The sequence below is a fragment of the Rhodoluna sp. genome, from assembly GCF_044239955.1.
Classification (GTDB): Bacteria; Actinomycetota; Actinomycetes; order Actinomycetales; family Microbacteriaceae; genus Rhodoluna.
On the sequence record NZ_JBIIAL010000018.1, the window covers coordinates 1 to 14,097 of the forward strand.

The 14,097-nt window shown below is 50.0% G+C and carries 16 protein-coding genes and 1 tRNA gene; 11 read left to right on the forward strand and 6 right to left on the reverse strand.

The features are described from left to right. On the forward strand, positions 1-356 hold a 356-nt coding region (locus AC9UFE_RS05625; protein ID WP_509546684.1), incomplete at its 5' end, for a glycine cleavage T C-terminal barrel domain-containing protein. Beyond that, positions 356-1,105: a phosphoglyceromutase gene (locus tag AC9UFE_RS05630; protein ID WP_509546688.1), complete on the forward strand. Its 750-nt coding sequence runs from the start codon at positions 356-358 to the stop codon at positions 1,103-1,105. The genes AC9UFE_RS05625 and AC9UFE_RS05630, both read left to right, overlap by 1 nt. A 4-nt stretch (positions 1,106-1,109) precedes the next feature. Here AC9UFE_RS05630 and phoU read toward each other — a convergent pair whose 3' ends face one another. Beyond that, a complete protein-coding gene (gene phoU, locus AC9UFE_RS05635) occupies positions 1,110-1,760 on the reverse strand; it encodes a phosphate signaling complex protein PhoU (RefSeq protein WP_509546690.1) in 651 nt (216 codons plus the stop codon). 147 nt (positions 1,761-1,907) lie between these two features. Between phoU and AC9UFE_RS05640 the strand changes: the two genes are divergently transcribed. Both AC9UFE_RS05640 and AC9UFE_RS05645 read left to right on the forward strand, forming a co-directional pair. Next, positions 1,908-3,068: a sensor histidine kinase gene (locus AC9UFE_RS05640; RefSeq protein ID WP_509546693.1), complete on the forward strand. Its 1,161-nt coding sequence runs from the start codon at positions 1,908-1,910 to the stop codon at positions 3,066-3,068. Continuing rightward, positions 3,068-3,748 (forward strand): response regulator transcription factor, encoded by a 681-nt coding sequence (locus AC9UFE_RS05645; protein ID WP_509546695.1) that lies wholly within the window; start codon positions 3,068-3,070, stop codon positions 3,746-3,748. Before AC9UFE_RS05640 ends, AC9UFE_RS05645 begins: the two co-directional genes overlap by 1 nt. On the opposite strand, the gene AC9UFE_RS05650 is transcribed toward AC9UFE_RS05645, so the two are convergent. Continuing rightward, on the reverse strand, positions 3,745-4,254 hold the full coding sequence (locus AC9UFE_RS05650) for a hypothetical protein (protein ID WP_509546697.1): 510 nt from the start codon (positions 4,252-4,254) through the stop codon (positions 3,745-3,747). The genes AC9UFE_RS05645 and AC9UFE_RS05650 overlap by 4 nt on opposite strands. A 93-nt stretch (positions 4,255-4,347) precedes the next feature. Here AC9UFE_RS05650 and AC9UFE_RS05655 point away from each other — a divergent pair, with 93 nt between their 5' ends. From AC9UFE_RS05655 to rlmB, 4 genes are read left to right on the forward strand one after another with little or no spacing between them, the layout of a single operon-like run. Then, on the forward strand, positions 4,348-4,830 hold the full coding sequence (locus AC9UFE_RS05655; protein ID WP_509524849.1) for a CarD family transcriptional regulator: 483 nt from the start codon (positions 4,348-4,350) through the stop codon (positions 4,828-4,830). Positions 4,831-4,844: 14 nt separating this feature from the next. Next, entirely contained in the window at positions 4,845-6,011 is a 1,167-nt protein-coding gene (ispD, locus tag AC9UFE_RS05660) for a 2-C-methyl-D-erythritol 4-phosphate cytidylyltransferase (protein ID WP_509546700.1), read from the forward strand. After that, positions 6,008-7,429, forward strand: a complete 1,422-nt coding sequence (cysS, locus tag AC9UFE_RS05665; RefSeq protein ID WP_509546703.1) for a cysteine--tRNA ligase — start codon at positions 6,008-6,010, stop codon at positions 7,427-7,429. Before ispD ends, cysS begins: the two co-directional genes overlap by 4 nt. Next, entirely contained in the window at positions 7,422-8,453 is a 1,032-nt protein-coding gene (rlmB, locus tag AC9UFE_RS05670; RefSeq protein ID WP_509546705.1) for a 23S rRNA (guanosine(2251)-2'-O)-methyltransferase RlmB, read from the forward strand. Before cysS ends, rlmB begins: the two co-directional genes overlap by 8 nt. Here rlmB and AC9UFE_RS05675 read toward each other — a convergent pair. After that, the gene (locus AC9UFE_RS05675) at positions 8,450-9,754 is read right to left on the reverse strand and encodes a DUF4032 domain-containing protein (protein ID WP_509546708.1); all 1,305 of its coding nucleotides are present in this window, start codon (positions 9,752-9,754) and stop codon (positions 8,450-8,452) included. The genes rlmB and AC9UFE_RS05675 overlap by 4 nt on opposite strands. Before the next feature lie 6 nt (positions 9,755-9,760). Then, positions 9,761-10,837 (reverse strand): ABC transporter ATP-binding protein, encoded by a 1,077-nt coding sequence (locus AC9UFE_RS05680; RefSeq protein ID WP_509546711.1) that lies wholly within the window; start codon positions 10,835-10,837, stop codon positions 9,761-9,763. Between the two features lie 147 nt (positions 10,838-10,984). Here AC9UFE_RS05680 and AC9UFE_RS05685 point away from each other — a divergent pair, with 147 nt between their 5' ends. Both AC9UFE_RS05685 and AC9UFE_RS05690 read left to right on the forward strand, forming a co-directional pair. After that, positions 10,985-11,836 carry a DsbA family protein gene (locus AC9UFE_RS05685; protein WP_509546714.1) on the forward strand — a complete coding sequence of 284 codons (852 nt, stop codon included), beginning with the start codon at positions 10,985-10,987 and terminating at the stop codon, positions 11,834-11,836. A 307-nt stretch (positions 11,837-12,143) separates the two neighbouring features. Beyond that, positions 12,144-12,219: transfer RNA gene (locus AC9UFE_RS05690), tRNA-Thr, on the forward strand. Between the two features lie 15 nt (positions 12,220-12,234). Here the strand turns inward: AC9UFE_RS05690 and AC9UFE_RS05695 are convergent. Then, positions 12,235-12,978, reverse strand: coding sequence for a DUF554 family protein (locus AC9UFE_RS05695; RefSeq protein ID WP_509546717.1), 744 nt, complete (start codon positions 12,976-12,978; stop codon positions 12,235-12,237). Further along, entirely contained in the window at positions 12,979-13,380 is a 402-nt protein-coding gene (gene msrB, locus AC9UFE_RS05700; protein WP_509546720.1) for a peptide-methionine (R)-S-oxide reductase MsrB, read from the reverse strand. Between the two features lie 81 nt (positions 13,381-13,461). On the opposite strand from msrB, the gene AC9UFE_RS05705 reads away from it, so the two are divergent. After that, positions 13,462-13,929 carry a LytR C-terminal domain-containing protein gene (locus AC9UFE_RS05705; RefSeq protein ID WP_509546723.1) on the forward strand — a complete coding sequence of 156 codons (468 nt, stop codon included), beginning with the start codon at positions 13,462-13,464 and terminating at the stop codon, positions 13,927-13,929. Positions 13,930-14,097: the final 168 nt, after the last annotated feature.

A 14,097-nucleotide genomic window follows, 5' to 3' on the forward strand; every position in this document is an offset into this window, starting at 1 on the left:
TAGCTAAAGTTCACAACCTCGGTCATCCGCCACGAAGACTGACTTTCTTGCACTTGGATGGCTCGGAGCATTCACTTCCAGATGTTGGAGACGAGGTTCGAGTCTCTGGGCAAGAGAAAGTTGTTGGGAAAATAACCTCTGCCGCGCAGCACTTTGAAATGGGCCCGATTGCTTTGGCGGTTATCTCTCGCTCAGTAACTGAGGATGCGTCACTAGAAGTCAGCTCTAGCGGGGGAATGATTGCCGCTACTCAGGAGATTATTGTTCCGCAGTCAGCCGGCAAGGTGGTTGAGGTTCCCAAACTTCCTCGACTCAAACTAGGTGGCGCAAGCAAAGCGCCTAAACTTGGAGAATAATGACTACTCAACACACACTGATTTTGCTCCGCCACGGTAACAGCACCTGGAATCAGAAGAACCTATTCACTGGTTGGGTTGATGTTGATCTAAGTGACCAGGGCAGGCAAGAAGCAAAAAGGGCAGGAGAACTGCTCGCCGAGTCAGGCCTGGAGCCAGATCTTCTTTACACCTCTTTATTAAAGCGAGCCATCAACACCGCAAACATCGCTTTGGATATCGCCGATCGAGGCTGGATTGACGTCAAGCGCTCTTGGAGGCTAAATGAGCGTCACTACGGAGCTTTGCAAGGAAAAGACAAGGCTCAAACTCTCGAAGCCTATGGCCCAGAGCAATTTCAGCTGTGGCGCAGAAGCTTTGACGTTCCACCACCACCGATAGAGGACGGCGACCAGTATTCCCAGGCAGGCGATAAGCGTTACAAGGATTTAGGGAGCGATCTTCCTCGCACCGAATGCCTCAAGGATGTTTTGGTTAGATTCCTTCCAATCTGGGAAGAAATCAAATCGGACCTAAGTTCAGGAAAGACTGTGTTGGTTACCGCTCACGGGAACTCACTGCGGGCATTTGTGAAGCTACTTGATGGCGTTTCCGATGAAGACATCGCGGAGCTAAACATTCCAACCGGCATGCCTTTGCTGTACAAGCTGAATGCTAACTTCGAGCCAGTTGTAAAAGGTGGAGAATATCTCGACCCTGCAGCCGCAGCCGCTGGTCAGGCCGCTGTTGCCAATCAAGGCAAAGAGTAAAGAACTATTCGGTCTCGTGCCACTCACCGGTGGTTAGGTAAGTTACTTTGCTTGAGATGTCTACGACGTGGTCTGCAAAGCGCTCGAAGTAGCGGCTTGCCAAAGTTACGTCCACTGTAAACATTGCGTTTTCTTTCCAGTTGTCTGAAAGGACTACTTCAAAGACGCTGCGGTGCAGCTCGTCAACTCTCTCGTCTTCAGCTTGAATAGCTCTAGCCAAATCGACGTCTGCATTCTGCAGAACCTCTGTAAGTTTCTTTGCTAGCTGTATATCCAATGCGCTCATCTCTTCGAAGGTCTTTCTCAAAGAGTCAGGAACAGCAGAACCCGGAAAGCGGTAACGGGCTATGGAAGCTAGGTGGCAGGCAAGAGCGCCCATGCGCTCCAAGCTTGCGCTGATTCGCAGTGCAGACACCAGCACTCTCAAGTCTCTGGCCACTGGGGACTGGCGGGCCAAGATCTTGATTACAAGTTCATCCAGGGCCAGAGCCTTATCCTCATTAGCGTCCGAAATCTCAAGGGCCTGATCGGCCTGGGAAACGTTGTTGGTAAGGAAAGCGTCAGTGGCTTTTTCAAGGATTGTGACTACGGAACGAGAAATGTCGACCAGGCGCTCCTGAACCTCGAGCAGTTCACTTTGGAATACCTCGCGCATCGATGTTTCCCTTCTTTGATTTACTTAGTGAATATCCCACCCGTTGGTTAACGGGAGCCAAATAAACACCAAACCTAGTTCAAAATTACCTCTATTTTCGAGGTTTTTGGCACTTTGACCGCTTTCGCGGGTCATATGGTTAACAATGTGAACACATTGGGTCTTGCGGCAATCATTCTCGGCGGTGTGCTGATTCTGATTCTAGGAACCGCGCTCGGCTGGATTATTAGCAGGCGTTCATCAAAGTCCAGTGAATCGAAGCTATCCATCCCAGATCTCGTTGCGGAAGTTCTGGAGCTCATGGGTTCGGTAGGAATTGTTGTCGAAGGATCAAACAAGGTAGTTGGGACGAACAGTTGGGCTGAATCTTACGGTCTGGTCTCCCGGGGATTACTTGTTCACGGTGAGCTCATTGAACTTTCTCAACGTGCCAGGTCTGGATCAGAAATTGAATCCTTCGAAGGAATCTTGCGAGTGGGCCTGGCTAAGGAAAAGGTGTCCGTTGCAGCAAAGGCGAAGCTAGTTGAGGGTGACTACGTTGTTCTGGTTCTAGAAGATAGAGGCAGCGACATTCGACTAGACAAAACAAGACGTGACTTTATTGAAAACATTTCACATGAACTAAAAACACCTATCGGTGCAATTGCCTTGCTTTCCGAAGCCATTCAAGAAGCTGGAGACGATCGTGCTGCTGTTGCCAAGTTTGCGTCCAGCTTAGATAAGGAATCTAGCAGGCTTACATTTTTGGTCCAAGACATTATCAAACTTTCCAGACTTCAATCTGAAGAGGTAATTGCTGATGCAGAACTCATTGATCTAAATGAGGTTGTTGCGGAGGCAATTGATCGAAACGAACAGCTTGCGGCAAATAGAAAAATTAGATTGGTTACAGAACAAGCTCCACCACTTGAAGTTTTTGGAAACAAAGAAATGTTGATCACCGCGGTTAAGAATCTCGTTGAAAATGCCATCAGCTACTCGGATCAGGGAACCAGCGTTGGAATTGGCTGCAGTGCTAAAGATTCGATTGCTGAAATCGCAGTCACAGACTCAGGTTCTGGAATCTCCCCCGAGCATCAGGAGAGAATTTTTGAACGTTTCTACCGAGCCGATCCCTCGAGGTCAAGAGAAACCGGAGGCACCGGCCTTGGTCTTAGCATCGTCAAGCATGTAGCCAAGATTCACCGCGGAGAGGTAAAGCTTTTCTCCCAGGTCGGGGTTGGATCGACTTTCACCCTCCGGGTTCCGTTAGCAACAGCCTCAGACCCAGCCACTGGCACCATCGACCTAGTTAGGGAAGGAAAGTAATGGCCAAAGTCTTGGTTGTTGAAGATGAGCAGTCCCTTCGAGAGGCACTGGTGTTTTTCCTCGAAAAAGAGGGCCACGATGTATCGATTGCAGTCGATGGCGAAGAAGCCTTACAGGTCTATGAGAAATCAGGCGCTGACATAATCCTTTTGGATCTCATGCTTCCAAAAATTGATGGTAACCAGGTTTGCAAACAGATTAGACAAAGTTCTAATGTTCCAATCATCATGCTCACTGCCAAGGACTCAGAGATTGACAAAATTGTTGGGCTTGAGATCGGCGCTGACGATTACATCACTAAGCCGTACTCAACCAGGGAACTCCTTGCAAGAATCAAGGCTGTCCTAAGAAGGCAAGTTGAGCCCCCGATTACTGTCGAGTCAGTCCTGATTGCTGGCGAGCTTCGATTGGATTCGGATCGTCATGTGGTGACTCTCAATGGAAACCCCCTAACGCTGCCACTCAAGGAATTTGAGTTACTGGAGCTACTGATGGAAAACGTGAATCGCGTTTTGACCCGAGGCCAGATTATTGATCGCGTCTGGGGATCAAATTACTTCGGCGACACCAAGACCTTGGATGTTCACATAAAAAGACTGCGCTCAAAAGTTGAAGAAGATCCTGCTAGGCCGAAATACATCCAGACCGTGCGAGGCTTGGGTTACAAGCTCGAAGTTTAGTTTTCTTCAGATTCCTCTGGTTGCTGGGCTTCTAGCTGCTCAAGGAGCATTCGGTACTCAGCCAGGGTTCCATCCAAAACTGGCACTTGAATTATTCCGCTGATACTGTCGCTTTCCAAAAGATAGAACTTTGCAGTTTGACCTGGCACCTCAACAACCGGTAGCTCGAGCGCGGGATTGCCGTTATAGCCAAAGTCAATTTTGGATCCTGCTGGTACATCAAAAAAGACATCTGTTCGCTCATCAGTTGCTGGGTCCACATACTGAAGCTTCACCCGCATATCTGTTGGTGAGGTGCTCACCAAGGAGCCAATCAAGAAGCCTCGACCGCTGTCGCCCACTAGGTAGATAAAGTTACGAGCCTTCACGGATTCAAGGTCAATTTGCTGGCCATCGCTAGGGGAGTAGGGATCCAAAGACGCTACGTTGCCGCTAAGGCTGCAGGCGCTCAAACCAAGTGTCATGGCTGTGGCTGCCAAAGCGATTGTGATCCGACGAACTAGCAATGATCCTCCTAATTGGGCATTAGTTCCTAGTTTACGGCAGGAATAAAGGCCTTAGCTGTGGTAAAATAGTGGTTTCTGAAGGGAATCCAACACATGAAGTTCGAGGTTGGCGAAACCGTCGTTTATCCACATCACGGCGCAGCAAAAATCGTAGAGGTTAAAAACCGAAACATCCGTGGCGCTACCCAAAAGTACCTTCAGCTGAAGGTTGCCCAGGGTGATCTAACAATCTGGGTTCCAGCCGCCAATGTCGAAATGGTTGGAGTTCGCGATGTTATTGATCGCAAGGGTGTTCAGCAGGTTTTCGATGTGTTGCGCGCTGAGTTTATTGAAGAGCCAACTAACTGGTCCAGAAGATACAAGGCCAACCTAGAAAAGCTAGCTTCCGGTGACGTAGTCAAGGTTTCTGAGGTTGTCAGAGACCTATGGAGAAGAGATCAGGACCGAGGACTCTCTGCTGGTGAAAAGCGCATGCTTGCTAAGGCCCGTCAGATTCTAGTTTCCGAACTAGCGCTTGCTAAAAAGACAGACGAAGAAAAAGCCGGCGTCTTGCTAGACCAAGTTCTGGCTTCCTAGGAAAGACTAGAACGATGACCCAACGCTCAGTAGCGGTGGTTCTACTAGCTGCAGGTAAAGGTGAGCGCCTAGGAGCAAAAGAACCCAAGGCCTTCGTTGAACTAGCCGGAAAATCACTTCTAGAACACAGCGTTTTTCGGGCGCTCGCAACCGACAACCTCAAGCAGTTAATCATCGCTGTTCCAGAATCTCACCTAAGCCAGACTCTGGAATTTGAAAAACAGCTTTCTAATCAGGGTGTGGATATTCGGGTGGTCGTTGGCGGCGCCACCAGGCAGCAATCAGTTTCTGAGTCTTTGGCGGTAATAGCAGGTGGCATCGATATTGTTTTGGTTCATGATTCTGCAAGGTCGCTAGCTTCTAGCGATTTGTTTAATCGGGTAGCGCAGGCAGTCTTTGAAAACCAGATTGGCGTTATTCCAGCACTGCACGTTGCGGACACCATAAAGAGGTACAAAGGCGATGCAATCCAAGAAACAATTGAGCGATCTGACCTGGTTCGTGCTCAGACCCCGCAGGGTTTCCCAGCCAGTGTTTTGGTGGCAGCTCATGTGGGTGCCACGCAAGAATTCACTGATGACGCCGCACTAATTCAATCAATTGGTGGCACCGTCATGATGATCCCGGGCGAAGAGCAAGCCATGAAGATAACCACCGCCGAGGATTTCGAGAGAGCACAAACGTACTTGCTAGCTCACGCCAGAACCGGAATTGGTTCAGATGCTCACCGCTACAGCGATGACAAGACAAAGACTCTCTATCTTGGAGGGTTGGAGTGGCCCGGGGAGCTAGCTCTTGAAGGCCACAGCGATGGCGATGTCATTGCTCATGCGATTGTTGACTCTTTGCTGTCGGCTGCAAACCTTGGAGATATCGGATCAAACTTTGGAGTGGACCGTCCTGAGTACTCGGGAGCTTCAGGAGAAGTTTTTCTAAAGGCCACCTTGGAACTACTCAAGGAGCAAAGCTTTGAACCAGTTAATGTCTCAGTGCAGTTGATTGGAAACAGACCAAAGCTTGCACCTAGAAGGTTGGAAGTTGAAACTCACCTAGGGGCTATTATTGGCGCTCCGGTAAGTGTTTCAGCTACCACCACCGATGGAATGGGATTTTTAGGAAGTGACGAGGGGTTGGCGGCTGTGGCCACCAGTTTGGTGCGAAAGGTAGGCTTGGGCTCGTGAACCTGAAGCTCTTTGATTCCAAAACCCAGTCACTAAAAGACTTCGTGCCTTTAGAAAAGGGCAAGGTAGGAATCTACCTATGCGGACCGACGGTCCAGTCGATGCCTCATCTAGGTCACTTGCGTTCAGCCCTTGTTTACGATCAGCTAGTTCGCTGGTTCCAAACTCTTGGCAATGATGTCACGCTAATTCGAAATGTGACAGATATTGATGACAAGGTTTTAGATAACGCCAAAGCCGAAAAAAGATCATGGTGGGGTCTAGCTTTTGAATGCGAACAGGCTTTTGCTAGCGCCTATCGCAAGATCAACATCGGAACCCCTAGCTATGAACCAAGGGCAACTGGCAACATCATGGAAATGATTGAGCTAATTCAGTTGCTAATTTCCAAGGGTCACGCTTATCAGGTTGAGAACTCAGCTGATGTCTTCTTTAGCGCCAGCAGCTGGAAAAGCTATGGCGAGCTTACGAATCAAGCCAAAGACGACCTAATTGCAGACACTGAAGCTGATTCCAGGGGCAAGAAAGACCCTAGAGATTTTGCTCTTTGGAAAGCCCACAAAGACTCTGAGCCATTGGATGCATCCTGGGATTCACCGTTTGGAAGAGGCAGACCCGGCTGGCACATCGAATGCTCCGCAATGAGCGTGAAATATCTAGGGACTCAATTTGACATTCACGGCGGCGGTTTGGACCTTCGTTTTCCACACCACGAAAATGAGCTTGCCCAATCCCGCGCTGCGGGACACGACTTTGCGAACTACTGGCTTCACAATGGCCTCGTAAACGTGGCTGGAGCAAAGATGAGCAAATCTGCCGGTAACTCGATATTGGTTAGCGATGTTCTAACCGATGCAAATGCTTTAGCTCTTCGTTACTACCTAGGTTCTGCGCACTATCGATCTGTCTTGGATTACAACGAGGGTGTCATTCAAGAAGCCGAAGCCGCAATCGAAAGAATTACCTCTTTCTTTGAACGTGCCGGACGCAAGTTAAGCGACAACAAATCCCCTAAGGGACCTAGCGGGTCAACTTCGCTGCCCAAGAAGTTTATTGAGGCCATGAATGACGATCTCAATATGCCATCAGCACTTGCTGTGCTGCACGAAACTGTGCGAGCTGGAAACACAGCCCTGGACGCCGAAAACATGAATGAGGCAGCAGAGGCATACTTTGCAGTTCTGGGTATAGTGAACGTGCTGAACATCAACCCGCTGGATGCCATTTGGCAAACGAAGGGATCAGCTGAGGCCCATTCCGCTTTGGACAAGTTAGTGCAGACCATGATTGAGCAAAGAAAAACAGCAAGAGATAATAAAGACTTTGAAACTTCTGATCGCATCCGCGATCAGCTAAAGATCGCTGGAATCACCCTCGAGGATGAAGCTGGCTCAACCAATTGGAGCCTAGGTGCCTAGTAAAGCTGCAAGACCGGGATCGGCTAAAGGCAAAAAAGGCCCAAGCGTAGGAACTGGCGGCCATGGCCGCAAAAGACTCGAAGGCAAGGGTCCAACACCCAAAGCCGAAGATCGCAAGGGTCATAAAGCCTTCCGCGCCAAAAAGTCTGCGGATAAGAAAAAAGCTGCTGGAGTTCGAGTAGGTCGCAAGGGCGAGTTTGTAGCATCCGGTCCAAAAACTGCGGGTGTGGCAGGAGCTGCTGCCCGCAAAGGCAGGCGCATCACCAAGGCGACCGAGAGCTTCGAGGTTCTGTCTGGAAGAAACTCAGTTCTCGAAGCCCTGCGCGCCAAAGTGCCAGCATCGACTTTGTATCTTGCCTCTCGAATTGAGATGGATGACAGGGTCAAAGAAGCTATCACCTTGGCGAATTTGCGAAAGATTCCAATTTCCGAAGTAACCCGCCCAGAAATTGATCGGCTGACTGGTTTCGATTCTGTGCACCAGGGAGTTGCGCTTCAAGTTCCTCCATACAACTACGCCCACCCCATGGAACTACTAGACAAAGTTTTATCGCGCGGTGCGACACCGTTGTTTGTTGCTCTCGATGGAATCACGGATCCTAGAAACCTCGGTGCGATTATTCGTTCAGTGGCGGCGTTTGGTGGCCACGGAGTTATCTTGCCGCAGCGCAGATCAACTGGTGTGACCGCTTCGGCTTGGAAAACTTCAGCAGGTGCGGCGGCAAGAGTGCCAGTTGCTCTTGCAGCGAACCTGAACGCAACCCTAAAGGAATTCAAGAAAAGAAAACTGTTTGTTGTTGGTTTGGATGGCGGGGGAGATATGTCACTGCCAAAATTCAACTTATCTAACGAACCACTAGTTTTGGTTGTCGGTTCAGAAGGTAAAGGCCTATCTAGATTAGTTCAGGAAAACTGCGACGCAGTTTTGTCTATTCCGATTGCCAAAGAAACTGAGTCTTTGAATGCCGGTATCGCCGCTTCGGTAGCGCTTTACGAGATTTCCAAATCCAGACCTAAGCTCTAGACCTTATCTCGCCAGTCGCCTTCCTCTTCTTCATCCACCTCGATGTTTCCTGAGGGGATTGCGGTAGGCAAAGTAATTGCCTCAGTAACAGGAGCAATTAGCGCCTCCTCGTCTCTTCTATAAGCCAAGACGTTCACTACATAAGAATTAACTGCCTCTTCCAGAGGCACTTTTCTTTCTAGCTTCTCCGCTAGGTCCCAGCGGTGAAGTAGCACCTGGTGGAAAACCTCAGCTGGTTCTAGACGTCCAGAATATTCGCGGGGGATGGCCTTGATTACGGGCTCAAAGACCTCGCTCAGCCAACGGTGGGCTAGCACTTCCTCGTCCCCTTCGGGATCAATTTTGACCCTGAAGGCATCTAAGTCATTAAGTAATTTACGGGATTGGTTCTCGTGAACATCCAAACCGGTCAGCCGAATTAGCCTTCGGGTGTGATGACCTGCGTCCACTACCTTGGGTTGAATCTTGAGACTGTTTCCAGTCTCGTCAGCTTTGATCATTAACTCTTCAATATCGAAACCTAAGTCGTTGAGCCTATCCACCCGCTGGTTGATTCTCCAACGCTCATCCATGTTGATTACCTCAGCGGCAGTTAGCTCTTTCCAGAGCTCCCGATACTTGTTTACGATTCTTTCGCTCGTGGCATTTGGGTCTACTCCTTCGCCTGCTCTACCGCTAGCAACTAAGTCCATGAGCTCACCGGCGATATTCACTCTCGCAATCTCTAGATCGTTCTCACGTTGGCCATTGGAGAGTCCCGATTCATAAAGCTGACCAGTTTCCGCGTCTACTAGGTAGGCGGCAAATGCACCAGCATCACGACGGAAGAGTGTGTTTGACAAAGAGACGTCTCCCCAGAAAAATCCCGCTAAGTGCAAGCGCACTAGTAGCACGGCAAGTGCATCAACCAATCTGGTTGCTGTTTCTGCGCGAAGCCCCTGCGACCACATCGCACGATAGGGAAGTGAAAACTTAAGGTGCCGAGTAATCAAGACAGCTGGCAATTCGTTCCCATGGCTGTCACTTCGATTCTTGATGTTTGCAAAAGGTTCAACGCAAGGGATGTATAGTTTTTGAAGATCTTTGAGCATTTCGTATTCGCGCTTTGCGAGATCTGGAAGAGTTTCCTTGATTGCAATGACGTGGCCACTCAGGTGAGCAAAGCGAACGGTATGCCTTGAAAGACCCTTGGGCAAAGAAGCAATGTTTTCTTCGGGCCAGTTCTCCAACGGCAAATGCCACGGAAGATCTAATAGAGCCGGATCGACCGTGGCAGCCGTTATATCAAGTGCTTGGGTCATGTTGCGCTAGTTAAGACGCTCTCCTGTTTCCACGTCGAAGATGTGCATAATGCCACCTTCTGGGTTTAGGAAAACTGTCTCGCCCTTGTGCGGGTGGTCGCGTCCATCAACGCGAGCAACTAGCTCGATTTCTCCGCTATCGAGCTTGGCCCTACCGTAAAGGTAGCCATCAGATCCAAGTTCCTCGACCACGTCAATCTCCACAGAGATTCCCTTGGTCTTTGAAACATCGATGTTTTCTGGTCTGATACCAAGAGTTACCCTCTTGGCCTTGGTCTTGGCAAGGATGTTGCTAGGAATTGAAACCACAGTGTTTCCAAACTTCACGCCACCATCAACGATGTCGGCCTCAAGCAGGTTCATGGCCGGTGAGCCGATGAAGCCAGCAACAAAGACGTTCTTCGGAGCCTCGTAAAGCTCACGAGGGGTCGCAACTTGCTGCAACACCCCGTCTTTCAAAACGGCAACGCGGTCACCCATGGTCATGGCCTCAACCTGGTCGTGGGTCACGTAAACAGTTGTGACTCCTAGACGACGCTGAAGTGATGCAATCTGAGTTCTGGTCTGAACTCGAAGCTTTGCGTCCAAGTTAGATAGCGGCTCGTCCATCAAGAACACCTGAGGCTTACGAACGATTGCTCGTCCCATCGCAACTCGCTGGCGCTGACCACCGGAGAGGGCCTTTGGCTTTCTGTTTAGGTAAGGCTCAAGATCCAAAAGCTTTGCCGCATCGAGAACTCTCGCTGCTCTTTCTTCTTTGGCAACGCCTGCAATTTTTAGAGCGAAACCCATGTTCTCGGCCACGGTCATATGTGGGTAGAGAGCATAGTTTTGGAAAACCATCGCAATGTCGCGATCTTTTGGTGGGATGTTTGTGACGTCACGGTCACCGATATAGATCTTCCCGCCGTTAACTTCTTCGAGCCCTGCAAGCATGCGAAGAGTTGTTGACTTACCGCAACCGGAAGGACCAACTAGAACTAAGAACTCGCCATCGGCGATATCTAGTTCTATAGAGTCAACTGCTGCTGCGGTGCCGCCAGGATATGTTCTGCTGGCTTTATCGAATTTAACTGTTGCCATGGTGATTCTCCTTCACCGGCAGGTACGTGCCGGACGATCCTTTGTGAATTCACCATCGGAAGGCCCCGATGGATGCTTCAAGTATCCCACCAGAATCCAAGGCAGCCCTAACCCGCAGAGCCAAGAATCGTCCTGTAAACTACCAAAATGACCTCAAACACCCCGAGACCTACCAGATCAGAACAACGTGAAGCCGCTCGTGAAAAGGCTAGAGCCATGCGAGACCAGCAGAAAAAAGGCGATAAGCGCAACCGCATCCTTATTCAGATCGGTATCGTGACCTCTGTACTCGTGGCTTCAGGAGCGATCGCTTTTGCGGTGTTTTCCGCCAGCACCCAGTCTCAAGCGGTTCCGGTGAACGCAAGCTTCAACGACGGGGTAAAGGTTGGAAGTGGATTGCAGGTCTACACCCCCGAATTCTCGCCACCGGAGACCCAGCCGAACCCAGTGGAAATTCTTGTTTACGTTGATTACCAGTGCCCGATTTGTGCAATCTTCGAGTTGCCAAACTCCGAGCAGTTGAAGAACTGGGTCGACTCTGGCGCGGCTACTTTAGAGCTTCACCCACTTTCGTTCCTTGATGGCCGAGGGTCCCCAAACGCGTTCTCTTCGCGAGCAGCTAATGCCTCGATGTGTGTGGCGGACTATTCCCCGGACAACTTCTTTGAATACAACACCAGGTTGTTCCAATCTCAGCCAACTGAAGGAGCCGCTGGTCCCGAGAACTCCGACCTGATTGCATTTGCCCAGGAAGTTGGCGTAACCAACATTGAGCCTGTAAGCAGTTGTATCAACTCCAAGATGTTTGGCTCGTTTATAAAGGACGCAACAGAAAGAGCGTTGTCTGAACCAATCCCAGGCACTGATCTCATGGTTACTGGAACGCCGGCCATTTTTGTTAATGGTCAGCAGTACACCTGGTCTACTGGCGAAGAGCTTGCAAGTCCAGCTCGTTTTGCTCAGTTTGTCCAATTAGTGACCGCTGGACCAGCCGAGTAGGGAAAACTTACTCAGAAGAGAATTCCCCGCGGCCAGTGCCGCGGGGTTTTTCTTTCCCTACGTTAATCAGTCAGCCAAGTCTCTTTATCTTTGCTTCCAAACAATAAACCCCCAAATAAACACGAGTGCCAGTTCCTTATCCCATAATCAGCTTTGACTTTTCAAACTCCTTAGCTTCAGATTTGGTAGTAGATGGTAGTAGCTCGCTACTCACCGCTTCGGGTTTTTCGCTTTAGTTCCGACAAACTGATATGCTTTTCGAGGAGGTATGGGGGTTCCCGCCTTCTACGTAGCTTTCGAGCTGCAGGCCGACCTGGCGCAATTGGTAGCGCACCGCACTTGTAATGCGGGGGTTAGGGGTTCAAGTCCCCTGGTCGGCCCCACAATTTGGCCACTGGCTAGATGGCTAGGACAATCAGCGTGATAACCGGAGCCACAATCAAAGCCGGCAGCATATTGCCAACCGCCACTTGCCTAATTTGAAGAAGTCGCAACCCAACACCAAGAAGTAATACCCCACCGGTAGCGGTTAGAGCCGATATCAATGGAGCTGAAACCACAGCACCAACCGAGAAGGCTAGGACGGTAATCAAGCCTTGCCAAAGGCCAACCGGGATTGCCGATAAAGCAACGCCCCAGCCCAAACTCGCAGCAAAAGCCAAAGATGCAAATCCGTCAAGGATTGACTTTGTGGCAAGCTGTTCAATCCCTTGGCCGAGTCCGTCACTCAAAGCTCCAAGAATTGCCAGTGGACCAATGGTGAATACCAGAGAGGCATTCACGAAACCGGTGATGAATTTTTCCTTCGAGCCCTTTGAGCCTTTTTTGGCAAACTTCTTTTGCAGGAATGCGCCAAGTTTCTCAAGTCGCTGCTCAATCTGAAGAGCTGAGCCAATGATTCCACCAATGAGGATCGCGCCAATCACGATTAGCAGCGGGATTCCAGGGCCAACCGCCGAAACAAGTTCTTCGTCAAGAAGGGACATGACATTAAGTCCGCCAAGCACCAAAACCACTAGCCCAAGGCCGTCAGTTACCACCCGTGAAGTTTTTTCACTTAGGCGATTACCAAGTAGCACTCCGGCCGCTGCGCCAACAACGATGGCTACAACATTTATAAGGGTTCCAAGCCCAATGATCATTTAGTTTGACTCTTCAAATGTGATGCTCACTGAATTGATGCAATAGCGATCACCCGTTGGGGTTTGTGGGGCATCTTCAAATACATGACCTAGGTGCGAGCCGCAGGCTCGGCATCTAACTTCAGTTCGCACTGTTCCAAAACTTCTGTCCTCCAGAAGCTCAACTGCATCCTCTGCTTTTGGCTCATAAAAGCTTGGCCAGCCACAGTGAGACTCAAACTTGGTAGTGCTTCGAAAAAGCTCTGCCTGACAACCGCGACAGCGAAAGATTCCGGTGCGATGCTCATTCAGTAGCTCACCGGTGAAAGCCCGTTCGGTTCCGGCCTCGCGAAGTACCTGGTACTCAAACTCGCTTAGTTCCTCGCGCCATTGCTGGTCTGACTTCTTGATCGGGTAGTCCATCTCCAGTTTCCTTTCCTAGGCCCCAAGTGCCAATATAGAAGCTCAACGCCCAATCTCATAAAGGCAACCATGGAAGACAAAGTGCAAGAGAGAGCTGATCCCAATCTTGGTATCGGTGGAAAGCACCTTGCACCAAAAAAAGCCATGGATTACATTCGGTCATTTCTTACCCTGACAGCCATTTCCGGGCTGCTGGCATTTGGGGGACTTATGGGTCTTCGGATCGCAGATTTGAGCGTGATGATGCCAGAACTTCCCTTCGTTCCTCAGGTTCAGGTGTCGGTAATAGATGGAACTGACACCGGCATTGCTCCTGCAATTGGCGAAGAGCTAACCCAGGAAGGCTGGAACATCGTTTCCACCTCTAGCCTCGGTGACACCGATCCAGGATCCCCAACATCAACAAACACCTTGGTTTTCATCTCCGAAGAGGGTTTTCGTGATGAGGCAGAGGCGTTAGCGGCCAGATTCCCAGGCTCCATAATCGCGGTTTCGGACCAGTTTCCGGACCCGGTAACTGTGGTTGTGGGTCTGGAATATCTTGACTAGTTGGCCCCGGAGCCTGCAAAAAAGTTCTTGACTTTATTGCCCCAATCAGGGCTAGAGTAGTAAATGGTCGTAGAAAAAGCCCTAGCTTCATAAGCTTTCGGTTTAGTAATGCATTCCTGGATCCCCCGGTTTGGAAGCGACTCGGTTAGATCTATTGGTCGAAGCCGC

Excerpts from the sequence above, each read along its gene's own strand:
- AC9UFE_RS05630 (WP_509546688.1), top strand. The coding sequence starts at position 356 with ATGACTACTCAACACACACTGATTTTGCTCCGCCACGGTAACAGCACC.
- phoU (WP_509546690.1), bottom strand. The coding sequence starts at position 1,760 with ATGCGCGAGGTATTCCAAAGTGAACTGCTCGAGGTTCAGGAGCGCCTG.
- AC9UFE_RS05655 (WP_509524849.1), top strand. The coding sequence starts at position 4,348 with ATGAAGTTCGAGGTTGGCGAAACCGTCGTTTATCCACATCACGGCGCA.
- AC9UFE_RS05645 (WP_509546695.1), top strand. The coding sequence starts at position 3,068 with ATGGCCAAAGTCTTGGTTGTTGAAGATGAGCAGTCCCTTCGAGAGGCA.
- AC9UFE_RS05695 (WP_509546717.1), bottom strand. The coding sequence starts at position 12,978 with ATGATCATTGGGCTTGGAACCCTTATAAATGTTGTAGCCATCGTTGTT.
- AC9UFE_RS05675 (WP_509546708.1), bottom strand. The coding sequence starts at position 9,754 with ATGACCCAAGCACTTGATATAACGGCTGCCACGGTCGATCCGGCTCTA.
- AC9UFE_RS05685 (WP_509546714.1), top strand. The coding sequence starts at position 10,985 with ATGACCTCAAACACCCCGAGACCTACCAGATCAGAACAACGTGAAGCC.
- ispD (WP_509546700.1), top strand. The coding sequence starts at position 4,845 with ATGACCCAACGCTCAGTAGCGGTGGTTCTACTAGCTGCAGGTAAAGGT.
- msrB (WP_509546720.1), bottom strand. The coding sequence starts at position 13,380 with ATGGACTACCCGATCAAGAAGTCAGACCAGCAATGGCGCGAGGAACTA.
- AC9UFE_RS05680 (WP_509546711.1), bottom strand. The coding sequence starts at position 10,837 with ATGGCAACAGTTAAATTCGATAAAGCCAGCAGAACATATCCTGGCGGC.